Here is a 24,194-nt window from a genome sequence, read left to right as displayed (position 1 = left end):
CGCGCCCTAGGGCCCGAACAGCCAGGTAAAACAGCCTCAGCAAATATAATCAGAAGCCCGCACCTAACGCTCGTTTGCCAGGCATCGACTTTGCGTGCCGCTTTTACGTACTTTTGAGGGCCCGTCGGCTTCGGCGGGCCGCCCGCACCCATCCGGCGGGTGTCCGCTCCGTCTATATTTTCCCCGACGACCAACTGCATGTCCACTGCCGAATCGGCCGTAGCTTCGGCCGCCGCCACGCTTAGCAAAGAAGAACTGCTCCGCGATTACCGCCTAGGGTGGGAAAGCCGCCAGGCCTCGCTCACGGGCCGCAAGGAAGTGTTTATGGGCAAAGCCAAGTTCGGCATTTTCGGCGACGGCAAAGAGCTGCCCCAGCTGGCAATGGCGCGTGCTTTCCGCCCCGGCGACTTCCGCTCGGGTTACTACCGCGACCAAACCTTCATGTTCGCCACCGGCGAGCTGACGCTGCAGCAGTACTTCGCCCAGCTGTACGCGCACCCCGACGCCGAAGCCGAGCCCGCCACTGCTGGCCGCGCCATGAACGGCCACTTCGCTACGCGCTTCCTCGACGAAGACGGCAACTTCAAAGCCCTCGTCGACAGCAAAAATTCCTCGGCCGATATTTCGCCTACCGGTGGCCAAATGCCGCGCCTGCTGGGCCTGGCCTATGCGTCCAAGCTCTTCCGCCAAAACCCCGAGCTGCAGCAGTTCACGCAGTTTTCGCGCAACGGCGACGAGGTAGCTTTTGGTACCATCGGCAACGCCAGCACCTCCGAGGGCATGTTCTTCGAGGCCATTAACGCGGCCGGCGTGCTGCAGGTACCCATGCTCATGAGCGTGTGGGACGACCACTACGGCATTTCGGTACCGGCCGAGTACCAAACCTGCAAGCAAAGCATTTCCGAAATCCTAGGTGGTTTCCAGCGCAACGCGCCGGGCGAGCAGGGCTTCGAAATTTTTGTGGTGAAGGGTTGGGACTACGCCGCCCTCGTCGACACATACCAGCGCGCCGCCGAGGTGTGCCGCCGCGAGCACGTGCCCGTGTTGGTGCACGTAACCGAACTCACGCAGCCCCAAGGCCACTCCACCTCGGGCTCGCACGAGCGTTACAAGAGCAAAGACCGCCTCACCTGGGAGCAGGAGTACGACTGCCTGCGCCAAATGCGCCAGTGGATTCTGCAAGACGGCCACGCCACCGAGGCCGAGCTCGACCAGATTGAAAACGAAGCCAAGGATGCCGTGCGTAAAGCGCGGGCCGCTGCTTGGGAGGCCTTCTTCAACCCCATCGTTGCCGAGCGTAATGAAGCCGTGCAATTGCTCAACAACCTCGCTACCGAAACCGGCCGCGAAAACGAGCTGCACGAGCTGATCCACCAACTCGAGCACAACCCCACGCCCATCCGCGCCGACATCATGCGCGCCGTGCGCCGCTCGCTGCGCCTTGTGCGCGACGTGAAGCGCTCCGGCGCCCGCGGCGAGCTGCGCCGCTGGCACGAGCAAGCCGTGGCCGAAAACGCCGACCGCTACAACTCGCACCTGTTCAGCCAAAGCGAAGAATCGGCGCTGAACGTGGAAGAAGTAAAGCCCGAGTTTGCCGCCGATGCCCCGCAGGTCGACGGCCGCGAGGTGTTGCAAGCCTGCTTCGACGCCATCCTGGCCCGCGACCCGCGCGTTTTCGCCATTGGCGAAGACGTAGGCCGCATCGGCGACGTAAACCAGGCTTTTGCCGGCCTGCAGGAGAAGTACGGCGAGCTGCGCGTAACCGACACCGGCATTCGCGAGTGCACGATTGTGGGCCAGGGCATTGGCGCCGCCATGCGCGGCCTGCGCCCCATCACCGAAATCCAGTACCTCGATTACCTGCTGTACGCCATTCAGATTCTGTCGGATGACTTGGCCTCGCTGCAGTACCGCACCAAAGGCGGACAAAAGGCTCCGCTGATTGTGCGCACCCGCGGCCACCGCCTCGAGGGCATCTGGCACAGCGGCTCGCCCATTCAGATGATTCTGGGCTCGATTCGGGGCATGCACCTGTGCGTACCGCGCAACATGACACAGGCCGCCGGTTTTTACAACACGTTGCTGAAGAGCGACGAACCGGCCATCGTAATTGAGCCCCTGAACGGCTACCGCCTCAAGGAGCGCATCCCGAGCAACATCGGCGAGTTTACGCTGCCCCTAGGTGTGCCCGAAGTGCTGAAGCAAGGCACCGACATCACCATCGTAACCTACGGCTCCATGTGCCGCATCGTGCTCGATGCCGCCGCCCAACTGGAGCAAGTAGGCATTTCGGTGGAGGTAATCGACGTGCAGACGCTACTGCCCTTCGACCGCGAAGGCGTGGTGCTGGAGTCGATCAAGAAAACCTCGCGCGTGCTGTTCGCCGACGAAGACGTGCCCGGTGGCGCCACCGCCTACATGATGCAGCAAGTCGTGGACGAGCAAGGCGGCTACCGCTACCTCGATTCGCAGCCGCGCTGCCTCGCGGCGCAGGCCCACCGCCCGCCCTACGGCTCCGACGGCGACTACTTCTCGAAGCCCAACGCCGAGGACGTGTTCGACACCGTGTACGAGCTGATGCAGGAGGTAGAGCCGCAGCGTTTCCCCGACATTTACTAGGCCCAGCTTATCATTTCGAGCGGTCGTATTGTCATTTCGAGCGAAGCGAGAAATCTAGGGCTGGCAGCCAAACGCCTTTTCAACCCAGATTTCTCGCTTCGCTCGAAATGACAACGAGCTAGGTGCCGAAAAGCAAACCGCCCCGCTGCCAGCATTGCCGGCGGCGGGGCGGTTGCATTGGGTGCTTAACCCGGTACGTACCTAGGGCAGCGTCAGCTCGTCGGTGGTGATGACGTTGCTCTCGTGCAGCTCGCGGTCCACGATCTGGATGTTGAACTTGATTTTGGTGCCGGGACGGAAGTTGGGGTCGGTGATGGTGAAGCCGATGCCTTTGTAAATTTCGTACGTCAGGTCGCCGCGAATGGGCTGGCTTTTCTCGTTCGGCTCGAGCATGCGCGGAAAGCGGCCGTTGAACGGAATCGATGGAATGTACTGCTCGTAGATACCGCTGCTGTTTTGCCGGAACATCGTAATGAAGTAGTTCTGGCTGTAACGGCCCGAGTTGAAGGGCGGCGTCTGAATGTCTTCTTCCGACAAGCCTAGGTCGCCGTCGCCATCTTTGTAGGCCACGGTTACATAAATTCGGTTGTAGGGCGTTTCGCCGGTGGTGGGCGTAACGCGCTCAGCCGTAACGCTTCTGAATTCGATGGAGGGCGTATCCGGGTAATCCGGTGCACTCTCGCAGGCTGTCAGCGCCGATGCGGCGGCCACTGCCAACAAGCTCATGAGTAAACGTATGCGCAGCATAGAGAGAAAGCTAAGCAGGTGCTGCCGATATCCGGCCCGAAAAAGTACACAATTTACTTCCACAGAACGCAGCACCGGCGCATTTGTTATGCTCTTCCTAAACCCGCTACTGGCCCGATGAGTTTCCGTGCTGCATACCTCCGCGAGCTGGCCGCCGTGCGCCCCGACACCGCCGAGGAGCTGGCCCTGAACCTGTTTCGCTACCAGGCCGAATGCTGCGCGGCGTACCGCAACTGGTTGGGGGCCTTGGGTTGCCAGCCTGCCCAAGTGCAGCGCTTGGCCGATGTACCCTTTCTGCCCATCGAGTTTTTCAAAACGCAGGAGGTTGTTACCATCGAGCCCGGCGACGAGTGGCAGCCCGTGCAGGTATTTCGCAGCAGCGGCACCACGCAAATGCAGCGCAGCCGCCACCTAGTGCGCGACCCTGAGCTGTACTACCAACACGCCCAACGCTTGTTCGAGCAGCAGTACGGCCCCCTAACCGACTGGACGTTTCTGACCTTGTTGCCGTCGTACCTCGAGCAAGGCGAGTCGTCGCTGGTGGCCATGGTCGAGCATTTTGTGCGCACCTCGGGCCAGCCGCAGCAAGAGGCGTTTTTTCTGCACGACCACGCCGCGCTGCTGCGGGCGCTCGAGCAGGCGCACCACCTAGGCGGCCGTAAGATTATGCTGATTGGAGTAACCTACGCCTTGCTCGACTTGGCCGCTGCCTACCCCAACCACCGGACGTTGCGCCTACCCGATGCCGTGCTGGAAACCGGCGGCATGAAAGGCCGCCGCCGCGAAATGATCAGGGAGGAGCTGCACGCCGACCTAGCAACGGCTTTTAGTCAAGAGGTTATCCACTCCGAATATGGCATGACGGAGCTGCTCTCGCAAGCGTATAGCCCCGGGCACGGCCGCTTTTATGCCGCTCCGGCATTGCAGGTGCTGCTGCGCGAACCCACCGACCCGTTCAGCGCCAACTTCGAACGTGCATCGGGTGCCATCAATGTGGTTGACCTGGCCAACATCGATAGTTGCGCCTTCATCGAAACGCGCGACCTAGGGCGCCGCCATCCGGATGGCAGCTTCGAGGTGCTTGGCCGCTTGGATAACTCCGACATCCGTGGTTGCAGCCAACTGGCAGGGTAAACACGTTTAATTAATGATTCGGCTGAAAATAACTGATTATTAGTTGTTTAAATACTGGTGAAGTGCGTTAAGCATAGTACACGTAGCCGCACCCGCACCATGAAACATTACCCCATATTTTTCTCCCTCCTCGTCCTTGTAGGGTTGCAGGGATTCGGTAGCACTGCTGTAAACGCTCAAACCGCCACAGATTCGGCGCAGGCACGCTTAATAGAGCAAAAGCAGCGCGCCCAGGATGCCAAAAACGAAGTGGCCGACCAGCACCAACGAACCGTGGAGAGCCGGCGCGCCGTTAACGACAGCGAAACGGAGCTGCGCAAGCAGCGCAGCGCCATGCAGGTACAAAAGCGCCAACTCAGGGAGCAACAATTGATAGCCCGCCAAAACCGGCAACGGGAGCAGGCCGCCCAGGTACAAAAGCGTGAGGAAAAAAGCCGCGTGAAAGATCAGAAACGGGACATTCGCGAAGCTAGTTCTACACCGGATTAAAGCCTTCCGAAGGAGTTCTGAAACAAAAAAGCCGGCCATTTCAGGCCGGCGTTTTTGTTTTTAGCAGCATCAGTTATTTGCCTGAAAAGCTGCGGGCGTCGTCTTCGCTGATGGGGTCGCCGCCCATGATCACGAGGCGCTCCACCACGTTGCGCAGCTCCCGGATGTTGCCGCGCCAATCGAGGCTTTGCAGGTACTGCATGGCATCGGGGGCGAAGCGCTTGGGCTTGTTGCCGTAATCGTTGGCAATGTCAGCCAGAAACTTCTCGGCCAGCGCCGGAATGTCCTCGCGGCGGTCGTTCAGGGCCGGCACCTGAATCAGGATTACCGACAGGCGGTGATATAAGTCTTCGCGGAAGTTGCGGTCGGCTATTTCCTGCAGCAGGTTTTTGTTGGTGGCCGCCAGCACGCGCACGTTCACCGAAATTTCCTTCTCGCCGCCCACGCGGGTTATTTTGTTTTCCTGCAGGGCGCGCAGCACCTTGGCTTGGGCCGACAGGCTCATGTCGCCGATTTCGTCGAGGAACAGCGTGCCGCCATCGGCCTGCTCAAATTTGCCGATGCGCTGCTTTACGGCCGATGTAAACGAGCCTTTCTCGTGGCCAAACAACTCCGATTCAATCAGCTCCGACGGAATAGCGGCGCAGTTCACTTCAATCAGCGGGCCGTTGGCGCGGTTGCTTTGCTCGTGTATCTGGCGGGCTACCATTTCCTTACCGGCGCCGTTGGGGCCGGTAATCAACACGCGGGCATCGGTGGGGGCTACTTTGGTAATGGCCTTGCGCACGCTCTCCAACGCCGCCGAGTCGCCCACCATCTCGGAGTTCTTGGCGATTTTCTTCTTCAGCGTTTTGGTTTCGGTAACCAGCTTGGTGCGGTCGAGGGCATTGCGCACGGTTACGAGTAGGCGGTTGAGGTCGGGCGGCTTCGGAATAAAATCGAATGCGCCTTTTTTGGTGGCGTCCACGGCCATTTCAATATTGCCGTGGGCCGAAACCATGATAAAGGCCGTGTCGGGCGAAATTTTCTGGGCACGTTCCAGCACCTCGAGTCCGTCCATCTTGGGCATCTTCACGTCGCAGAGCACCACGTCGTATTTGTCCTTGATGAGCATATCCAAGCCCGCGGGTCCGTCTTCAGCCTGATCGACGGTGTAGTTCTCAAACTCCAGGATTTCCTTGAGCGTGTAGCGAATGGCTTTTTCGTCGTCGATGATGAGGATGCGGGGCATGGATTCAGGGTAAGTCAGTCGGGGCCGAAAGTAACGAAAAGGAGGGCGTTGTAATTATACGCCGAAAACCGCCACCGTTGGCGGCAACTACTACCTTCGCTTTGCTGTTTACTGGGCCCGCGTGCCCGGCTGGCCCGAACAGCCCTAGGTGCGCCAGGCATGCGCCGCACCCAGGAGGCTGCGGAGCCCGGCTGTTCGTTTTGCCTCAGCGGCCGTATTAAAGTCTGCTACCAACCACGTTTACCGCTCATCAATACCCCATGAAAAACGCTGTTTCGCGTTACCTGCTGCTGCCTGCGGCGGTGGTCGGGAGCCTGTCCTTGTTTGCGCTCCGGCCCGAGGAGCGCGTAGTGCCCGACGCCGACAACGCGGGTCTGAAATTGCCGGCCGGCTTTGGCGCGCTGGTAGTGGCCGAAACCGGTGGCCGCGCCCGGCATATTGCCACTACGCCAGAGGGCACCATGTTTGTTAAGCTGAACCGACCCAATGCCTCCGGCAACGGCATTCTGATGTTGCGCCCCGGCACCGGTGGCAAAGCCGAAGTAGCCAGCGGTTTTGGCAAGTACGGGGGCACGGGTATCGCCGTGAAAAACGGTTACCTCTATGCCTCTTCCGATCAGGAAGTATTCCGCTACAAGCTGGACGACAAGGGTCAGGTAACCAACCCCGACAAGCCCGAGAAGATTGTAACGGGCCTGATTAACCGCCGCCAGCACGAAAGCAAATCCATTGCCCTCGACAACGACGGCAACCTGTACGTGAATATCGGCGCGTACTCCAACTCGTGCCAGGAGCGCGACCGGCAGCGCGGCTCCCTAGGTCGGCCCAACTGCCCCATGCTCGATTCGGCCGGGGGCATCTGGCAGTTTCGGGCCGATAAGCTGAACCAGAGCTACGGCAGCGGCACGCGCTACGTTACCGGCCTGCGCAACGTGGTGGGCCTCGACTGGAGCCCGCAAGCCAACCAGCTGTTTGTAATGCAGCACGGCCGCGACCAGTTGCACGACATCTTCCCGGCCATGTACGACACCAAGCAGTCGGCCGAACTGCCGGCCGAGTGCATGTACGCGCTGAAGAAGGGCGACAACGCCGGCTGGCCCTATATGTACTACGACGGCTTGCAGAAGAAGAAAATGCAAGCGCCCGAGTACGGCGGCGACGGCAAGAAGGAAGCCACCGGCAACTTCATCGACCCGGTGGCAGCTTATCCGGCCCACACCGCACCCAATGCGCTGCTGTTTTACACCGGTACTATGTTCCCCGAAAAGTATCGGAACGGGGCCTTTATTGCCTTTCACGGCTCCTGGAACCGCGCCCCTGAGCCGCAGAAGGGTTACTACGTAGTGTTTCAGCCTTTCAAAGACGGGAAACCTTCCGGCGATTGGGAAGTATTTGCTGACAATTTTGCGGGCGACGCCGCCAAAGCCGCTGCCGGCCGCCCCGACCACAAACCCTGCGGCTTGGCCCAAGGCCCCGACGGCTCCCTCTACATCACCGATGATAAGAAGGGCACCGTCTACCGCATCGTGTACAACAAAAAGTAAATGGCTTCTATCAAGCTGATTATTGCGACCCTAGGTCTGCTGACAGTAGGTGCTACCCCGACAGCCGCCCAACAAAAACCGGCCGCGAAGGCCAAGTCAACCGCCTCCAAAGCCAAACTCGCCGGGGCAGCTGTTTCGGCAGCCATGCTGGCCGCCGGCAAAACGGTGTACACCCAAAACTGCCTCACTTGCCACATGGCCGATGGGGGCGGGGTGGAGACCATGAACCCGCCGCTGAGCAAAACCACTTGGGTGCTGGGCGACAAAACCCGCTTGGTAAAAGTGGTACTCAACGGCCTCGAAGACGTGGAAATCGACGGCGAAGAGTACCGCAACGTAATGCCCGCGCAGCCCCACCTCACCGACCAGCAAATTGCCGACGTGCTGACGTACGTGCGCAACAGCTTCGGCAACAAAGCATCGGCCGTAACGCCCGCCGAGGTTAAAGCCATCCGGGCTGCGAATAAGAAGTAGCGTGTGAGGCTAAAGGCTAGGGCTAGTTCCCCTCCTCAAATGAGGAGGGGCTAGGGGTGGTTGAAAGTCTAGAATTAAAGTCTAGTCCTAGGTGCTGCTCAAACGTATGGTCAACCACCCCTAGCCCCTCCTCATCTGAGGAGGGGAACTAGTTTTTAGAGCCGGTGCGAATACGCGCCCAGTTGCCTTGCTATTGCCCGGATGCTAAAGCAAAACCGGCCGCCGTTGCTCACTTGCAACGACGGCCGGTTTCGTGTTTTTGGTGATGCGCCTGTAAGCCGGGTTCTGTCCGCCACCCCAAAGGGCAGCGGCCCCACCATTTATCTAGGCCCACACTCGCGCGTGGGCTCCATCAGCCTACCCGCCGACAACGAACGAGCCGCCCGTTGCGGAGCCGAAGCCCCGCCTGCCGGCCTATTTGGCCTTTCAACCCCTGAGGTTTACCCAGCCGGAACGGTTGCCCGCCCGCTGGTGCGCTCTTACCGCACCTTTTCACCCTTACCGGCTGCCCGAGGGCAGCTTAGGCGGTAGTTTTCTGTGGCACTGGCTGTCCGGCGGCCGTCGCCAGTCGCCGTCCTTCCCGTTAGGAAGCAGGGTGCTCTGCGTTGCCCGGACTTTCCTCTCCGCTCCCGACCTAGGCCGGTTGCGCAGCGGTGGGGCGGCGCATCACTTGCGGGCAAAGGTAAGTTATTCTTCCTGTCTTGGTCCATTTGTCATCCTGAGCAAAGCGAAGGACCTTATCACGCCAGATAGTAATTACTACCCAAACGTGATAAGGTCCTTCGCTTTGCTCAGGATGACAGATAAAAAATGACAATATTGTTTTTTCCTACTTCTGCTCCCACACGTTATCCTGCGGGTTGCTGTCCGGCACGTACGTGCTACCCAACTTTACCTTCTTCACCGCTTTGTCGCCGGGCACTTGCACGGTTATGGACCTAGGCGCTGACTCCCACACGCCGATGTTGCGGTGCACTTGTTGCGTGGTGCCGTCGGCGTAAGTCACAGTCACGTCAACGGGCACGGGTTTGCTGCCTTCGGCTTCCACTACCACATCGTAGCCGGCGCCTTGCTTGGTAACGCTGGCAATGCCTAGGTCGGGGTAGCCGCCGTCGAAAAACCAGCGCTGCCAGAACCAGTTGAGGTTGCGGCCCGCCCCGGCGTTCATCGAGTTAAAGAAGTCGAACGGCATGGGGTGCTTGCCGTTCCAGTTCTGAATGTAGGTATGCAAGGCTTTCGTGAACAGCTCGTCGCCGAGCAAATCGCGCACGTAGAGGTAACCTAGAGCTGGTTTGGGATACGAGTTAAGGAAAAAAGCTGTGCCGGTTTGCTGCGTGCTGAGCGTGGTGATGGGCATATCGACTTCGGTAGCAGCGGCGCGGGCATAAGGCATCACGCCATAGTCGTCAACCAGCTTGGGGTCGATAATGCTTGAAATTACCCACTCGCCGATGGTTGCCCAGCCCTCGTCCATCCAGCCGTACTTCGTTTCGTTGATGCCCATGTAAAAGGGGAACATCGTGTGGAAGATTTCGTGGTCGGTGAGCGTAATGGCGTCGGCGCGGGTTTCCACGGGGTTGTCGTTCACCATCATGGGGTACTCCATCTGGTCGAGGCCGTCGAACACGGTTTCGTGGGAATAGGGGAAGGGCCACTTCGGAAAGGTGTAGCTCATGGCCTCCACGGTTTTGCGGCCGAACTGCACCACCTCCTCAAAGTCCTTGTGCTTGGGGTTGTACACGGCATCTACGCGGGTGCGGCGCTTGGTTTTGGGGTCTACTACCAAGCTCGTCGACTGCCATACGTAGTGGTCGGAGGTAGCAAAAGCGAAGTCGGGCACGTTCTTGGCCTCGAAGCGCCAAGTGTTTTGAGCGTTGCTGGCGGTAATGTCGCGGCGCTGGGCATCGGCTTCGTCGATGATCTTCACCACCTCGTCTTTGCGCTCGGCATCGCGCAGGCGCTTGGCGTATTTTTTCGTGAGTACCTCGTTGGCGTTCTGCAGGTCGCCGGTGGCCCACACCACGTAATCCTTGGGCACCGTAATGGCGGCCGAGTAGTTGCCGAAGTCGTTGTAGAACTCCTGCTGGCCGTTGTAGGGCAATTTGTTCCAGCCGTCGATGTCGTCGTACACGGCGATGCGCGGGAAGAAATAGGCCAAGAAGTGCGAGCCGGGCTCCACCTCGCCGGTGCGCGTGTGCGAGCCTTTGTTGAGCGTGTAGGAGTACGTTACCGACACCTTGGCTTGCTGCCGCGCACCTAGGGGCTGCGGCAGCATTACCTGCATGTTGGTGGCACTGATGTTCAGCTTGGCAAGGTCGATGGCCTGGCCGTTGATGCTCAGCTGCTCAATTTTCACGCCTTCGCTCACATCCTCGGGCTTGATGTTGCTGGCCCGCGCTGCGCCCTTTTGGTAAAGGTTGGGGTAGAGCTTAAACCACAGCTGGCCGAGCTCGTCGGGGCAGTTGTTGAAGTAGGTTATGTCAACGGTGCCCGCCAGCAGGCGCGTGTTCGGGTCGAAATTGATGCGCAGGTTGTAGTCGGCGGCGTTCTGCCAATACTTGGGGCCGGGCCTGCCGTCCTCGGCGCGGGTGCCTTTGGTGTAGGTGTCCTGGAGGTTGCGCGGCACGGGCAGCCTAGGTGCTGTGGGCTGCTGTGCTAATGAGGGGATGGTGCTGAGGACGAGGAGCGAGGCGGCAAGCAGGCCAGGTAGTTTCATGGGTAAAAATTTGCAATATGAAGTTGCTGTCATCCTGAGCAAAGCGAAGGACCTTATCACGTCCGGCGCCGTTAGGGTTGCAGGAATTCTCTAGCAGGATTCAAGGTATCAATCAGCGCGTCTTTCTTCGCTCGGGTCCAACCTTTCAATTCCTTTTCGCGGGCAATGGCGTTGAGGCTGCTCTGATGTTGCTCGAAGTAGAGCAAGTTGTAACAGAAGTACTTGCCTGCAAAAGTGCCTGGTTCGCCGCGGTTGGCGTAGTGTTGCGCAAGGCGGTTTGCCAAGTCGTTTGTTACGCCGATGTACAGAACTGTTTTCGCAGGGTTGGTAGTGATATAGACGTAATAAGGCATAAGTTCCGAATCTTCCGTCATCTTGAGCAAAGCGAAGGACCTTATCACGCGAGATAGTAATTACTACCCAAACGTGATAAGGTCCTTCGCTTTGCTCAGGATGACAGCGCCTAGGCCAAATTCCTTACTTCAGCCGTACCAGCGTGGCTCCGTAGCCGAATTTCTCCTTGCGGGCTTCCTCGAAGAACTTGATGTCGCGGTTGCGGCTCAAGCGCTTGTGCAGTTCTTTGCGCAGCGTGCCGTTGCCAGTGCCGTGGATGAACACGATTTCGTGCATGTTGGTGGCCAAGGCACGGCTCAGCGCATCCTCAAAGGCGTTTACCTGTAGCTCCAAAATAGCGGTGTTGCTGAGGCCTTCGGTGACGCCTTCGGGCTTTAGGGCCTCCAAGTGCAAATCAACCTCGTGAGACGGGGGCACAATGGCTTTCACGGGCTCTTGCTTGGGGGCGGGTACCACGGTTTTGGCGTCGCCGCGCAGCTTTTCGGCAATTTGGTCGCGCAGCTTTACTGGGTCGACAACCGGGGCGGCAGCGGGCTTGGGCTCGTCGGCGGTGGGCACCGGAATGGGCGCCACGGGTTTTTCGTCGAGCTGAAACAAGAACGCCTCGCGCTTGATAACCGGTGCCTCGCGGCGGCTTGAGTAAAACGAGCTGGCTTTGAAAGAAACGCGCTTTAGCAGGGTTTCGAACAGCGTGGGCGAGTTGAGTTGCACAGGCAGCAACTGCACCACGGCCGTGCTCCACTGGTCGAAGTCCTTGAGGTGCCGATGACCTAGGGGCTGGCTTACGGTTTTGGGGGCAAGTTTTTCGGCCGATAAAGCGCGGTATTGGCCGTTGCGCTCCTCGCCGAACGTGAAAAGCACATCGGCATCGGTGTTGTTGATGAGGTGCGCCACCAGCAGCTCCGAGGTTTGCTGCACCAAGGCCAGGTACAGGCCTTTGGGCGCAGGCGGGGCCGGCGCCGGCTTGGGTGCCACGGGCGTGCTACCGCTGGGCGAAGTAGTGCTGGTAACGGCGGGCGGCGTGTTTTTGCCGCTCGGCTTGCCCGGCTTAAGTGGGCGCGGGGCAGCCACTTGCGAAGGCGCCAACTCGCTCCCGCCAAATGCTTTAAACTCCTCGGGGGCTACCAGCACCAACTCCGAGCGCAGCACCGGCACCGGAAAGTCGTCGATGGTTACTTCCACCAGGTTTTGATCGAGGATGCGGGTAACAATGCCTTCTTCGCGGCCCGACATCAGGCGCACACGGTCTCCAATATTCATAATCAGCTGTTTTTCGTCTGGGTTGCCCTAGGTGGCGGGGCGGCAGCCAGGGGGCAGGTAGGGGTAAAGGTCGCGAATGAAACGTGAAAAGCGGCCCCACCGGTTCGGGTGGCCGGCCCGCCGCGCCCCAAGCCTCTAGGTGCCTTAATGATACAGCCCGTGCAACACCAAGCCGCGCTTGCGGTTGAGCTCCAGGGCCGGCGCGGGCAGGTGAAAAATACTGGCCACGTAAAACACCGTGCGTAGGGCTTTGCTACGCGTGGGGATGTGGCGCAGGTCAATGTCGAACGACAGGTAGTACTGGCGGTAGGCATCGAGGCCGGCGGCGCGGTTCGCGTCGGCGTCGTTGTAGAGCATTTGCTGCGCGCCGTAGCCCAGGGCCGGCTGCAGCCAGCGCGGCCAGCGGCTGCCCTCGGGCAGGAAAGCGCCCACGTCGGCGCACAGCCAGTAGGTTTGGCCGTTGTAGTCTTTCAGCAGCCGCTCGCCTAGGTTGCTGCCCAGCACATTGGGCCGGCGCAGGGCGTAGGGGGTTTTCCGGAACGATACTTTGGGCATGAGGCGCACCTCGCCCCAGGCAAGCTGTTGGGCTATCAGCCCCGCCGAGCCCGCAAAGTTGGCCGCCAGGTCGGTAGCCGATGCGCCGTAAGCCGGGTCGCGGCCGTCGAAATACTCAATGGGGCTTTGCAACAAAAAGCCCACGAAGCCGCCGTACCACAGGGCTTGCTTTGGGGTGAGGCCGGCCCAGCGCAGCCAATCCACGGCGCCGCGGCTCTCGTGAAACGCGCCCCACAAATGGCCTACTTTGTCGAGCTGCTTCCACTCGCGCGAATCGTCAAACCAATGAAAGAGGCTGCGCGGGCCCGTGTACCAGCCGCGGCTCAGGGCGTAATACGTGCCCGCATACCCCGTGGCAAAAGTGCCGATTACCAGCGGCAGGCGGTGCCGGGGCACCGGAGCCGGTGCCGCACCTAGGGCCGGGCGCGGAGCCAGTAGGGTTACCGAATCGTTTGCGGCGGGCCGCACCGGCGGCACCTGTGCCCGCGCCCCGGCCACCGCCAACAGGCAACCCAAAATCAAAAGAAAAACGCGTTGCAGGGGCCGCATGCCATAAATGTTGTGCGCTGGCCAAAGCTACGCACAAAAGATAGCAGCAGGGTTGGTAACGTTTGCGGCCGGTAGTACCTTTACTCTGTTCCTTGCGTCATTTTTTTAGGATTTACTTCTCCATCAACCATACCCCTCACCGTTTATGAGAAAACTTCGACTCCTAGGCGTGCTTTGGATAATGCTGCTTAGCGCAGCAGCCACCGTGCGCGCCCAGGTGGTTACCACGCAGCCGTCGTTTTTCACAGCCGACGACCAGGTAACTATCACTTTCGACGCCACCAAAGGCTCGGGTGGCCTGAAGGATTACACCGGCGACGTGTACATCTGGACCGGCGTAATTTCCGACAAGAGCGCCAGCGATTCCGACTGGAAGGCCGTGGTGGGCACTAGCTTCTCCCAGCCCATTGCCAAGGAGAAGATGACGCGCAGCGCCAGCAACCCGAACCTCTACACCATCACCTTCGTGCCGCGCACTTACTACGATAAGCTGCCGGCCTCCGACAAGATCCTGAAGCTGGCCATGGTGTTCCGCGGCGCCAACGGTTCGCCCGAAGGCAAAGACACCGGCAACAAGGATATTCTGGTGAGCGTGCAGCAGAGCGCGGCGCTGTCGGTGCGGTTTACCGCGCCCACGGCCCAAGGCGTGCAGCTCGTTGAAACCGGCGGCAAGCTGCTGGTATCGGCCGAAGCCTCCAAGAGCACGAACCTGAAGCTGTACCTCAACAACACGTTGCAGGAAGAAGCCAACGCCGCAACCATCAGCAAAGAGCTGACCATTGCTCAGCCCGGCCGCAACGAAGTAAAGCTAGTAGCCACCGACGGCGCGCAAACCGCCGAGCAAACCCTGCTGGTGTACGCCCGCTCGGCCGTGGTTACGCAGGCCCTGCCCGCTGGCATGCGCGACGGCATCAATTACCTGCCCGGCAATACCTCGGCCGTGCTGGTGCTCACGGCCCCCGGCAAGCAGCACGTATTTGTGCTGGGCGAGTTCAACAATTGGGAACCCACCGACGCCGGCTACCTGAAGAAAACCCCCGACGGCAAGCAGTGGTGGGTGCAGCTCGATAACCTGCAGCCCGGCCAGGAGTACGCTTACCAGTACTTGGTTGATGGCACGCTGCGCATCGCCGACCCCTTCACCGAAAAGGTGCTCGACCCCAGCGACGACCCCTTTATCCCGCAGGTAACGTACCCCGGCCTGAAGGCCTACCCCACGGGCAAAACCACGGGCAACGTATCGGTGCTGCAAACCAACCAAGCCGCCTACACCTGGCAGGCTACCAACTTCCAGCGCCCGGCCAAAACCAAGCTGGTGATTTACGAGCTGCTGGTGCGCGACTTTATCGCCCGCCACGACTACCAAACCCTCGTTGATACGCTGGCTTACCTGCAGCGCTTGGGCGTAAATGCCATCGAGCTGATGCCCATAAACGAGTTTGAGGGCAACGAATCGTGGGGCTACAACACCTCGTTCTACTTCGCCCCGGACAAGTACTACGGTACCAAAAACCAGCTGAAGCGCTTTATCGACGAGTGCCACCGCCGCGGCATGGCCGTGATTCTCGACATGGTGCTGAACCATTCGTTCGGCGAGTCGCCGATGGTGCAGCTGTACTTCGAAAACGGCAAGCCCACGGCCAGCAACCCCTGGCACAACCCCGATGCCACGCACCCCTTCAACGTAGGGTACGACTTCAACCACGAAAGCCCCTACACCCGCGAGTTCTCGAAGCGCGTGATGGAGTTTTGGCTGCAGGAATACAAGATCGACGGCTACCGCTTCGACCTCTCGAAGGGCTTTACCCAAGTAAACTCGGGCGGCGACGTAGGCAAGTGGGGCCAGAAGGACGACTCGCGCATTGCCATCTGGAAGGATTACAACAACCACATCCGCAGCGTCGACCCGAACGCCTACGTGATTCTGGAGCACTTCGCCGACAACAGCGAGGAGCAGATTTTGGCCGCCGAAGGCATGATGTTGTGGGGCAACCTGAACCACAACTACAACGAAGCCACCATGGGCTACGTGGAGAACAACAAGTCGGACTTGAGCTGGGGCTACTACGGCACGCGCAACTGGTCGCAGCCGAACCTGGTAACCTACATGGAAAGCCACGACGAGGAGCGCCTGACGTTCAAGAACCTCAGCTTCGGCAAGCAGGTACCCGGCCACGATGTGAAAAACCTGAACACGGCGCTGGCCCGCAACGAAGCCGCTGCCGCGTTCTTCTTCACGGTGCCCGGCCCGAAGATGATCTGGCAGTTTGGCGAAGTAGGTTACGATAAGAGCATCGACGAGAACGGCCGCGTGGGCAACAAGCCCATACTATGGGAGTACTACAACAACCCGGCCCGCCGCAAACTCTACGACACGTATCGCAACCTCATTTCGCTGAAGAAAAACAACGCCGTGTTCGACAACCCGTCGAGCTTTGTGCAGAACGTAGCCGGCGCCACCAAAACCATCCACCTCAGCGACGCGAACCTGAACGTGGCGGTTATCGGCAACTTCGATGTGGTGTCGGCCACGGTGAACCCCAAGTTCCAGACGACCGGCAAGTGGTACAACTACCTAGCTAACGACAGCATCACGGTAACCGACGTAAACGCTACTATTACGCTGCAGCCCGGCGAGTACCGCGTGTACACCTCGCGCCGCCTGGCCCGCGTTACCTCCTCCAAGGCAGCACAGCAAGTAGCGGCCATTGGCCTCACGGTGGCCCCCAACCCGGCTGCCTCGCGCGCCACGGTGCTCTTTACGCTGCCCACGGCCGCACCCGTGCAGGTAACGGTGCTCAACATCATAGGCCGCGAAGTACGCCGCGTAGCCCTGCCGGGCCGCCAGGCTGCGGGCCCCGTTGGGGTTGAGGTGCCGCTGGCCAACCTTGCACCGGGTGTATACCTCGTGAAGGTGCAAGCCGGTGCTACCACCGCCACCACCCGCTTGGTAGTACAGCCCTAGGTGCTCTGCAAGCTCTGGCTACCTAGGTAGCCCAGGCAACCAAAAAGCCCCGCCAAACCGGCGGGGTTTTTTGTTGGCGCATACTTTCGTCAGAAACGCAAGCGGCTGCCGAATCCGTTGGCTATGCATGACTTCCGCAGCAAGCGTTGGCGCGAACTGCAGCACATACTCCGTGCCGCACGCGTTTCAGGCACCGGCGGCAAGCAACAGGGCCGCTCCCATTTGGGAGCGGCCCTGTTGCTTGCCGCCGGTACTGCCGCCGACCTAGGGAAGAAACGTTATTCGCTTTGCGCTACTTCCACGTGGTAGTCGACAAGGCTGTCGATGGGGGAGCGGATGATTTTGCCGACTTGCATGCCGTGGGCCCGTGCCACCTGCGCCAGCGCATCGCGGAAGTTGTAGCCCACCGAGCCCACGCAGTTGAAGGTATAGTTCTGGTAATCGGGATAGCGGATAACCAGATTCTGGAAGAATGCCTCAAAGCCTTCTACCACGATGTCGCGGCAGTAGCTTACGTTGTTGTGCTCGTAGGCAAACTTGCTGAACGACGCCAGAAAGCGGTTTGGCAACGGCTGGTTGTAAATGCGGTCGAAGATCTGCTCGTTTTCGAGGCCGTACTCTTGCTTGAACGCATCCTGCAAGCCATCGGGCAGCAGCCGGCGCATGTAGTCGCGCAGCAGGCGTTTGCCAATCCAGGAGCCCGATCCTTCGTCGCCCAGGAAATAACCAAGCGAGTCGATGTTGTGGGCAATGTCCTGGCCGTCGTAAATAGCCGAGTTGGTGCCGGTACCCAAAATGGCCGCAAACCCCGCCTCGCGCCCTAGCAATGCCCGCGCGGCAGCCAGCAAATCGTGGCCTACATACACGTTGGCGTTGGGAAAAGTGAGGCGCATAGCCTTCTCCACAATGCCCACGTTGGCAGCGGTGGAGCAGCCGGCGCCGTAGTAGCTTACTTGGGTTACGGCCTCGCGCGGCAGGGCTTCGGGCAAGCTACCATCCAGCGACTTCACGATGCCTTCGGTGTCGATGAAATACGGGTTGTACCCCTCGGTGTTGAAGTGGATACGATCCTGCGGGTTGGCTAAATCGAGCTGGCACCAGCTGGTTTTGGTAGAACCGCCGTCGGCAATTAAAATCATAGAGCAGATTGGGTTGCGGGGAAACCGGATAAGCCGGACTATCTGCGAAAATAGGCAGGTTATGTCAAGTACCTAGTTTTGCCGCTGCAATACCGGGCCAAAGCGGCAGAAAAGTTTGGGCGGCTGCCGCTACGCCTTGGTGGTCAGTGGCCCTAGGTGCGGTGCACGCTAAAAATATGTGGCAACAAAAAAGGCCACTGCCGAGGCAGTGGCCTTTTGCAAAAGCGGCACCCAAACGGTGCTTGCGCAGCCGCGGGCCGACCGATCGTTAGCTTACTTCACCGTGTAGGTGTAGTTGCCAGGCTTGCTCAGGTCGAGCGTAACGGTGTAGGTGCCGGCAGTGTTGATCTTGATGTTGTCGCCGCCGTAATCGAGTATAGCGTCCACGGGTGCACCGTTGCCGCCGTCGCCAAAGTTCACGCCCCAATCGCTGTTGGCGCGGAACTTAATCTCGCCCACTTTTAAGGCTACCCGAGCACTCCAAGTGCCGGTGGCAGCGTCGAAGGTGAGGGGGGTGTCGCTGTTCCACTCGTTTGGCGTGGCCGAGCCAATCACGCCCCAAGTAGTCTTGAGGTTTTCCCACGTCAGGCTCTTGGTGTTGGCCTTTAGGCGGTAATAGCCGGGGCCAGTTACCTTCAGGTTGCCAGCGCCGCCGTTGCTCGAAAGGGTGCCAGCCGTGCCGCCGTCGCCGTAGTTGGTGTTGTCCCAGTTAGGCGCGCTCGTGAACTTAAACTCCGGCGAAGCATCGGTGATGTTCACATAGCCCTCGTACGAGTCGGGGTTGTTGGTGAAGGCCGAAATCTTCGGGGCAGTGGCGGGCGTCCATCCCTGGTAATTGCCAGGTACGTACAGCGAGGGGTAGTTGATAACCACCAAGTACGGCGTGGCCGTGAAAGTCGAAACGCCCGAGTTCAGCGGAGCTACTTTGTCGCCTACGCTCGATTTTACGCGCACTTTCACCTGCGCCGGCGAACCGGCCGTAAGCTTCAGGCGGCTGATGAGCAGGTCGTTAATTTCGGCAACCGTGAAGGTTTTGGTAAGCGCCGAGCCCACCGCAACTTCGTAAGGCGTCGAGAAGTCACCGCTCTGCTTGTCGAATTGCAGCGTGTACGTCACGGCAGCATCGTAACCAAACGTCGAAGGCGTCCAGTTGTAGGTTACAGCCGGTTGGCTGGCGCTAGCCATCGAGAGGTTCAGCGTGGTCGCCGAAGCCGTCAGGCCAGGAACATCTTTTGGGGCCAGTATTGCGCGCTCCTCTTCTTTCTCGCACGAGGCGAGCAAAAGCAAAGCGGCAGCGCAAAGCCCAGTAAGTTGGGTAAGCCGATTGTTCATATGCGATGAATTTGAAAACACGTGGTTGATTCGGCAGACAGGCGCCCGGTGCCCTAGGTGGTTGCCCACAGCTAGGGCACCGGGACCTGCCAACTACATTTTAGTAGCCGGGGTTCTGCTTGAGGTTGGGGTTGGCCGTGAGGTCGGTGGTGGGGATGGGGAAAATCCGCAGGTTGTCGGATACACCCCGGCCTTCGGGCGTGCCGCCCTTAAAGGGCCACACGTAGTTACCACCGGTAAAGCGGCCAAAGCGAATCAGGTCGGTACGGCGGTGGCCTTCCCAGTACAGCTCACGCGCACGCTCGTTCAGGATTTCGTCGAGCGAGAGGGTGGTTACCTGGGCTGCCTGCGCGCGGGTGCGCAGCTGGTTTACGTAGCGTACGGCGTCGGCCTGGCTGCCGCCCGTGCCGCCGCGCAGTACTGCCTCGGCGTACATCAGGTATACGTCGGCTAGGCGGAACATCGGGAAGTCGGTGTCGGGGAAGTCGCCCGTAGCGTCGGAGCCGGCTTGGCCGGTCGAGGTTACGTTCTTGTACTTCGTAACGGCGTAGCCGTCGGTGAAGGTGAAGATGTCGCTGATTTCCTTGTTTTGGCCGGCCGTGTAGAACATGGCGCGCTTGTCGGCGGTGCCGTTGGCATCCGGGAACAGGTCGACCAGATTCTTCTTGGTGCGCAAACCAAACCAGCCACCGTTCACGCCGAAGTCGGCGGCGCGCATGCTACCACCGATAGCAGCGTGTACCAGGAACGTCATGCCACCGAAGGTTTTGGTGCGCACGCCGTCGAAGTTGATCGGGAAGATGATTTCGCGGTTAGCAGCGGTGCGGTCGTTATCGGCCAAAAACAGCAGGCGGTATTCCGGCGCCAACTGGTAGTTGGCGGCAATTACCTTGTTGCAGTTGGCAATAACGTCGGACCAGCGGTCCTGGCTCGAAGCACCTAGGTAGGTTTTCGAGTTCAGGTACAGCTTGGCCAGCAGCGTCCAGGCGGCGGCTTTGGTAGCGCGGCCGTAGGTGGCAGCGTTCGGGCCAGCATTGGGCAGGTCGGCTTCAGCGGCCTTAAGCTCAGCCTCGATGTAGTTGAACAGTGCCGCGCCGTTGGTTTGCGTGGGAAGCGTGCTACCTACCGACGACTCTTCCGTGGCAAACGGTACGTTGCCCCCAAACATATCGAGTGCGTGGTAGTAGCTAAGGGCACGCAGGAAGCGGGCCTCGGCACGGTACGTTTTGATGGTGGCCGCATCGTTGCCGCTAATGCCCCGCTCGCTCAGCTTCGCATCGGTCGTTTGGCGGATGAACTCGTTGCACAAGCCTACCTGGTAGAAGATACGGTCGTACATGGCGCGTACGAACTCGTTGTTGGCGTTCCAGGTCAGGCGGTTGTAGTCGGGCAGGTTGCCGTCGTTCCAAGCGATGATGGCCTCGTCGGTGGTCAATTCCTGGGCTTTCCAGTACTGACGCAGGTAGTTCGAGAAGCCTTCGTCGATGCCGGTGATATCGGGCAGGCCGGCCGGGCCCTGCTGGCCGCTGATGGCTAAGGTAGCGTAGAGGCGGGTGAGTACCTGCTGAATCTGGGCCGGGTCACGGTAAACCGTTTCGGTGTTGGCCAAGAACGTGGGCGACTGTTCCAGTTCGCCTACGCAAGAGGAGAGCGGTGCCAGCGAAGCCGCAAGCATTACGGCCGCCAAACTCCGGATAAACTTATTTTTCATTTTCAGGAATGCGTTAGAAGCCGAAGTTCAGACCAACCGTGAAGGTGCGCGGACGCGGGTAAATCGTGTTATCGATACCGGAGTTACCATCACGCTGCGGCTCCGGATCCAGACCCGTGTAGTTCGTGATAGTGAACAAGTTCTGAACAGCGAAAGATACATTGAGGTTCGCGCGATCTTTGTAGATGTTGCCGAAATTGTAACCCAACGTAATGTTTTCCATGCGCAGGAACGAGGCATTCTCCATGAAGTAATCGGAGAAGTACTGAGCCGAACCAAAACGCGAATCGTTTACTTCCTCGGTGGTATTGTTCACGAAACCGTTCGAGTTCTGCACGAAGAAGGACTGCGAGCGTACGTTGTTGTACACGTAGTTGCCTAGGTGCGAACGCAGCGTGGCAGCGAGGCTAGCCTTGCCGTACGTTAGGTTGGTGCCAAAGCCCAGGATAGCGCGCGGGCGAGCCGACTGGTAATGGTAGCGGTCGGAGCCGTTGATAACGCCGTCGCCGTTGCGGTCAACGTATAGGCCTTCTACCGGCTTGCCGTTGCTGTCGTACACCTGCTGGAATACGAAGAACGTCTGGGGCTGGTAGCCTACCGAGTTGATCTGGATGTTGTTGCCTACGCCCCCGGCGATGCCACCCGTGGGGTTGCCCACGAAGTTGGGGTTGTCAACGTTGGTCAGGCGCGTGATTTCGGTGCGCAGAACGTTGGCGTTGGCGTTGATCGACCAGTCGAATTTGTCGCCGCGAACGATGCCCAAGTTCACGTTGGCTTCTACGCCGCGGGTCTCCAGGTCGCCTACGTTAAAGAAACCTTCGTTCGAGAGGTTGGTGAGGGCAGCTACCTGGATAAAGCTCAGCAGGTCGGTGGTTTTGCGCTGGTAAGCGTCAAGAGCACCGCTGATGCGGCCGTCGAAGAAACCAAAGTCAAGACCGGCGTTGTAGGTCGTGGAGGTTTCCCACTTCAACTCTTCGTTGTAGAGACCAGCACGCAGCGTGTTGGAGAACTGGTTGCCCAGCTGGTACTGCGCCGTGTTGCGGCTCGGGGTGTAAAGCGAAATGTAGTCGTAGTAGCGGTTGCCGATGTCCTGCTGGCCGGTCTGGCCAACGCTCAGGCGCAGTTTCAGATCCGAAACGGCCGACGAGTTTTTCAGGAAACCTTCTTCCTTAAGACGCCATGCGAAAGCAGCCGAGGGGAAGTAGCCCCAGCGGTTATCCTCGGAGAAGCGCGACGAGCCGTCGGCGCGGAAAGTACCCGTCAGGATGTACTTGTCTTTGAGAGTGTAGTTGGCACGGCCGTAGAACGACAGCAGGCGGTAGCCGGGGTCGAAGTAATCTTTGCCGTTAATCGGACGGTCGGCAGGTTGTTGGAAGACCTGACCGAATACGTCGCGGTCGTCGAACACGTACTCTTTGTAATCGAAGCTCTGGTACGAGTGGCCGCCCAACAATTCGATGCGGCTGCCGCCAATCTGCTTGTTGTAGCGCAGGTAGGCTTCGAGCAGGCGGTTGTTGTTGTCGCGGGCGTATTGCTCAAAAATACCGCGACCGAGGCGGGCGCCCGTCAACTGACCCGAGTTGGGGTCGGTTACGCTGGTACCGCGGCTGCGCTGAATGTCGTAGCCCAGGTTCAGGTTGGCGCTCAAATCGCGCAGGAAGGGCAGTTTGTAGTCAAGCTGAAGGTTACCGATGCTGCGCTTTACGGTGCTGCGGCGGCGGTTTTGCTCAATCAGGCCAACGGGGTTGCGCGTAGCCAGGGTATTGATGCTGCCGTTGTCGAGGAACTGAAAGTAACCACCGTAGGGAGCGAAACGACCTTCGGAGGAGAAGATAGGCTGCGTGGGGTCGTAGAACACAGCGGCGCCCACGGCGTCCTGGTTCGAGAAGTTGTTGTCGATCCACGAACCCTTCACGTTCATGTCAACGCGCAGGTTGCCGTCGAGCAGCACGGGCGTCAGGCTCAAAGCACCGGTGTAGCGCTTCAGGTCGTTGCGCTTCAGCAGACCCTCTTGGTCGAGGTAGCCGGCCGAGGCACGGAACGGCAGCTTGCCAACGGCACCGGTCAGGCTTACGTTGTTGTCGGTGGTTTGGGCCGTGCGGAAGATTTCTTTCTGCCAGTCGGTGTTGGCCGTACCTAGCGAAGCTTTCTGCTGGGCATTACCACGCTCGTTTACCAGAGCGCGGAACTCGTCAGCCGACAGCACATCGACGTAGCGCACGGGCGTGGCTACCGAGTTTTGGCTCGATACGTTTACGCGCAGCTTTTCGCCTTGCAGGCCTTTTTTGGTCGTTACGATGATTACGCCGTTCGAAGCGCGCGAACCGTAGATAGCAGCCGCCGAGGCGTCTTTCAGCACGCTGATGCTCTCGATGTCGTTGGGGTTGATTAGCGACAGAGGGTTCGAAGCGCCGGGCAGGTCGCGGTTATCAACCGGTACGCCGTCGATTACGAACAGCGGATCGTTGCCGGCATTCAGCGACGAGCCGCCGCGGATGCGGATAACCGAGCCAGCGCCGGGAGCACCGCTGTTGGTGGTTACTTGCAAACCAGCCACTTTGCCTTGTACCAGTTGCTCGGGGTTGGTTACCTGGCCCTTCACAAACTGGCGCTCCGAAATCTGCTCTACCGAACCCGAAAGGTCCTGGCGACGCTGGGTGCCGTAGCCGATTACCACGGCTTCGTTCAGCAGGGTGGTGTTTTCGCCCAGCACCGTGTTGGCCACCGTTGCCGTTTGCCCGGCCGTAACCGTTACCGGAATGCGCTGGGTGGAGAAGCCCACAAACGAGGCTACTACCACGCGCGGACCTACGGGCACGTTCTGGATCAGGTACTGGCCCTCAGCGTTGGTGGAGCTGCCCAGCTGCGTGCCCTCGATGAGCACGGTTACGCCCGGCAGGCCTTGTTGATTTTCGTCGAGGATACGCCCGCTCACGGCGCCCGTTTGGGCAGCCGCGTTCAAGCAGCAACTGACAAGGAAGAAAAGCAGAAACCAAAGTTTCGGCAGGTAGGAGTGTTTCATGGTCACATGAACTGGGTTGAAGAAGATGTTTGCAGGCGTTTGGCGAGCCGTCGACGTTTCAAATGTGGGTTGAAGCAATGGCCGAGAATTTGGTGTGAAGGGGTTACCTGAAGAGTTGATTCCGACTCATAAATAAACTCCGCAAGTTAAAGTAATCAAAGCACGTATCGCAAACGTTTGCGACAGATGATTACATAGTACTATTTGTGGGATGATTTTACCTCTGTGTTTATGCAAAGGATTTCATGCCGGGAGGCCGGTAACTCTACCGAAATCGTTTGAGGTAAGTGATTGTTTCGCAGTATAATACCGATGGGTTGAATTAAACAAAGCTGATCTTAAAGCTCATGCGA

Annotated in this window: 16 protein-coding genes and 1 other RNA gene; 6 read left to right on the top strand and 11 right to left on the bottom strand. The window is 59.4% G+C overall.

All coding sequences use genetic code 11. The annotated features are described in order from the left end of the window. Positions 1 to 198: 198 nt before the first annotated feature. The gene (locus D3Y59_RS06745) at positions 199 to 2,619 is read left to right on the top strand and encodes an alpha-ketoacid dehydrogenase subunit alpha/beta (protein WP_119444357.1); all 2,421 of its coding nucleotides are present in this window, start codon (positions 199 to 201) and stop codon (positions 2,617 to 2,619) included. A 201-nt stretch (positions 2,620 to 2,820) separates the two neighbouring features. Here the strand turns inward: D3Y59_RS06745 and D3Y59_RS06740 are convergent, their stop codons facing one another. Continuing rightward, the gene (locus D3Y59_RS06740) at positions 2,821 to 3,366 is read right to left on the bottom strand and encodes a hypothetical protein (RefSeq protein WP_162910606.1); all 546 of its coding nucleotides are present in this window, start codon (positions 3,364 to 3,366) and stop codon (positions 2,821 to 2,823) included. A gap of 117 nt (positions 3,367 to 3,483) precedes the next feature. On the opposite strand from D3Y59_RS06740, the gene D3Y59_RS06735 reads away from it, so the two are divergent. Then, a complete protein-coding gene (locus D3Y59_RS06735; RefSeq protein ID WP_119444355.1) occupies positions 3,484 to 4,500 on the top strand; it encodes an acyl-CoA synthetase family protein in 1,017 nt (338 codons plus the stop codon). Positions 4,501 to 4,599: 99 nt separating this feature from the next. Beyond that, positions 4,600 to 4,989 carry a hypothetical protein gene (locus tag D3Y59_RS06730; RefSeq protein ID WP_162910605.1) on the top strand — a complete coding sequence of 130 codons (390 nt, stop codon included), beginning with the start codon at positions 4,600 to 4,602 and terminating at the stop codon, positions 4,987 to 4,989. Positions 4,990 to 5,062: 73 nt separating this feature from the next. On the opposite strand, the gene D3Y59_RS06725 is transcribed toward D3Y59_RS06730, so the two are convergent. Further along, entirely contained in the window at positions 5,063 to 6,220 is a 1,158-nt protein-coding gene (locus D3Y59_RS06725) for a sigma-54-dependent transcriptional regulator (RefSeq protein WP_119444353.1), read from the bottom strand. 260 nt (positions 6,221 to 6,480) lie between these two features. On the opposite strand from D3Y59_RS06725, the gene D3Y59_RS06720 reads away from it, so the two are divergent. Together D3Y59_RS06720 and D3Y59_RS06715 are read left to right on the top strand one after the other, a co-directional pair. Continuing rightward, positions 6,481 to 7,764: a PQQ-dependent sugar dehydrogenase gene (locus D3Y59_RS06720; RefSeq protein ID WP_119444352.1), complete on the top strand. Its 1,284-nt coding sequence runs from the start codon at positions 6,481 to 6,483 to the stop codon at positions 7,762 to 7,764. Next, a complete protein-coding gene (locus tag D3Y59_RS06715; RefSeq protein WP_119444351.1) occupies positions 7,765 to 8,238 on the top strand; it encodes a c-type cytochrome in 474 nt (157 codons plus the stop codon). Between the two features lie 258 nt (positions 8,239 to 8,496). On the opposite strand, the gene rnpB is transcribed toward D3Y59_RS06715, so the two are convergent. The 5 genes from rnpB to D3Y59_RS06690 all read right to left on the bottom strand — a co-directional run bounded on the left by rnpB (position 8,497) and on the right by D3Y59_RS06690 (position 13,645). Then, an RNA gene (rnpB, locus tag D3Y59_RS06710) (RNase P RNA component class A) lies at positions 8,497 to 8,908 on the bottom strand. A 159-nt stretch (positions 8,909 to 9,067) separates the two neighbouring features. Next, a complete protein-coding gene (locus tag D3Y59_RS06705) occupies positions 9,068 to 10,954 on the bottom strand; it encodes a M1 family metallopeptidase (RefSeq protein ID WP_119444350.1) in 1,887 nt (628 codons plus the stop codon). Between the two features lie 71 nt (positions 10,955 to 11,025). After that, positions 11,026 to 11,328 (bottom strand): GIY-YIG nuclease family protein, encoded by a 303-nt coding sequence (locus tag D3Y59_RS06700; RefSeq protein WP_240410559.1) that lies wholly within the window; start codon positions 11,326 to 11,328, stop codon positions 11,026 to 11,028. 103 nt (positions 11,329 to 11,431) lie between these two features. Then, the gene (locus D3Y59_RS06695; protein WP_119444349.1) at positions 11,432 to 12,568 is read right to left on the bottom strand and encodes a Smr/MutS family protein; all 1,137 of its coding nucleotides are present in this window, start codon (positions 12,566 to 12,568) and stop codon (positions 11,432 to 11,434) included. A gap of 144 nt (positions 12,569 to 12,712) precedes the next feature. Continuing rightward, positions 12,713 to 13,645 carry a YfiM family protein gene (locus tag D3Y59_RS06690; RefSeq protein ID WP_240410558.1) on the bottom strand — a complete coding sequence of 311 codons (933 nt, stop codon included), beginning with the start codon at positions 13,643 to 13,645 and terminating at the stop codon, positions 12,713 to 12,715. Positions 13,646 to 13,817: 172 nt separating this feature from the next. Here D3Y59_RS06690 and D3Y59_RS06685 point away from each other — a divergent pair, with 172 nt between their 5' ends. Further along, positions 13,818 to 16,637, top strand: a complete 2,820-nt coding sequence (locus tag D3Y59_RS06685) for an alpha-amylase family glycosyl hydrolase (RefSeq protein ID WP_240410557.1) — start codon at positions 13,818 to 13,820, stop codon at positions 16,635 to 16,637. A gap of 278 nt (positions 16,638 to 16,915) precedes the next feature. On the opposite strand, the gene D3Y59_RS06680 is transcribed toward D3Y59_RS06685, so the two are convergent. The 4 genes from D3Y59_RS06680 to D3Y59_RS06665 form a co-directional block, all read right to left on the bottom strand. After that, positions 16,916 to 17,776: an N-acetylglucosamine kinase gene (locus D3Y59_RS06680; protein WP_119444346.1), complete on the bottom strand. Its 861-nt coding sequence runs from the start codon at positions 17,774 to 17,776 to the stop codon at positions 16,916 to 16,918. Positions 17,777 to 18,049: 273 nt separating this feature from the next. After that, on the bottom strand, positions 18,050 to 19,108 hold the full coding sequence (locus tag D3Y59_RS06675) for a SusE domain-containing protein (RefSeq protein WP_119444345.1): 1,059 nt from the start codon (positions 19,106 to 19,108) through the stop codon (positions 18,050 to 18,052). 100 nt (positions 19,109 to 19,208) lie between these two features. Continuing rightward, positions 19,209 to 20,819 (bottom strand): RagB/SusD family nutrient uptake outer membrane protein, encoded by a 1,611-nt coding sequence (locus D3Y59_RS06670; protein WP_119444344.1) that lies wholly within the window; start codon positions 20,817 to 20,819, stop codon positions 19,209 to 19,211. 13 nt (positions 20,820 to 20,832) lie between these two features. Further along, positions 20,833 to 23,841, bottom strand: coding sequence for a SusC/RagA family TonB-linked outer membrane protein (locus D3Y59_RS06665; protein ID WP_119444343.1), 3,009 nt, complete (start codon positions 23,839 to 23,841; stop codon positions 20,833 to 20,835). Positions 23,842 to 24,194: the final 353 nt, after the last annotated feature.

The sequence above is a fragment of the Hymenobacter oligotrophus genome, assembly GCF_003574965.1.
Lineage (GTDB): Bacteria > Bacteroidota > Bacteroidia > Cytophagales > Hymenobacteraceae > Solirubrum > Solirubrum oligotrophum.
This window is presented reverse-complemented; position numbering and strand designations above follow the sequence as displayed.

Coding starts and splice junctions, on each gene's coding strand:
- D3Y59_RS06740 (WP_162910606.1), bottom strand. CDS start 3,366: ATGCTGCGCATACGTTTACTCATGAGCTTGTTGGCAGTGGCCGCCGCA.
- D3Y59_RS06685 (WP_240410557.1), top strand. CDS start 13,818: ATGAGAAAACTTCGACTCCTAGGCGTGCTTTGGATAATGCTGCTTAGC.
- D3Y59_RS06725 (WP_119444353.1), bottom strand. CDS start 6,220: ATGCCCCGCATCCTCATCATCGACGACGAAAAAGCCATTCGCTACACG.
- D3Y59_RS06745 (WP_119444357.1), top strand. CDS start 199: ATGTCCACTGCCGAATCGGCCGTAGCTTCGGCCGCCGCCACGCTTAGC.
- D3Y59_RS06675 (WP_119444345.1), bottom strand. CDS start 19,108: ATGAACAATCGGCTTACCCAACTTACTGGGCTTTGCGCTGCCGCTTTG.
- D3Y59_RS06720 (WP_119444352.1), top strand. CDS start 6,481: ATGAAAAACGCTGTTTCGCGTTACCTGCTGCTGCCTGCGGCGGTGGTC.
- D3Y59_RS06665 (WP_119444343.1), bottom strand. CDS start 23,841: ATGAAACACTCCTACCTGCCGAAACTTTGGTTTCTGCTTTTCTTCCTT.
- D3Y59_RS06680 (WP_119444346.1), bottom strand. CDS start 17,776: ATGATTTTAATTGCCGACGGCGGTTCTACCAAAACCAGCTGGTGCCAG.
- D3Y59_RS06715 (WP_119444351.1), top strand. CDS start 7,765: ATGGCTTCTATCAAGCTGATTATTGCGACCCTAGGTCTGCTGACAGTA.
- D3Y59_RS06670 (WP_119444344.1), bottom strand. CDS start 20,819: ATGAAAAATAAGTTTATCCGGAGTTTGGCGGCCGTAATGCTTGCGGCT.
- D3Y59_RS06695 (WP_119444349.1), bottom strand. CDS start 12,568: ATGAATATTGGAGACCGTGTGCGCCTGATGTCGGGCCGCGAAGAAGGC.
- D3Y59_RS06730 (WP_162910605.1), top strand. CDS start 4,600: ATGAAACATTACCCCATATTTTTCTCCCTCCTCGTCCTTGTAGGGTTG.
- D3Y59_RS06735 (WP_119444355.1), top strand. CDS start 3,484: ATGAGTTTCCGTGCTGCATACCTCCGCGAGCTGGCCGCCGTGCGCCCC.
- D3Y59_RS06705 (WP_119444350.1), bottom strand. CDS start 10,954: ATGAAACTACCTGGCCTGCTTGCCGCCTCGCTCCTCGTCCTCAGCACC.
- D3Y59_RS06700 (WP_240410559.1), bottom strand. CDS start 11,328: ATGACGGAAGATTCGGAACTTATGCCTTATTACGTCTATATCACTACC.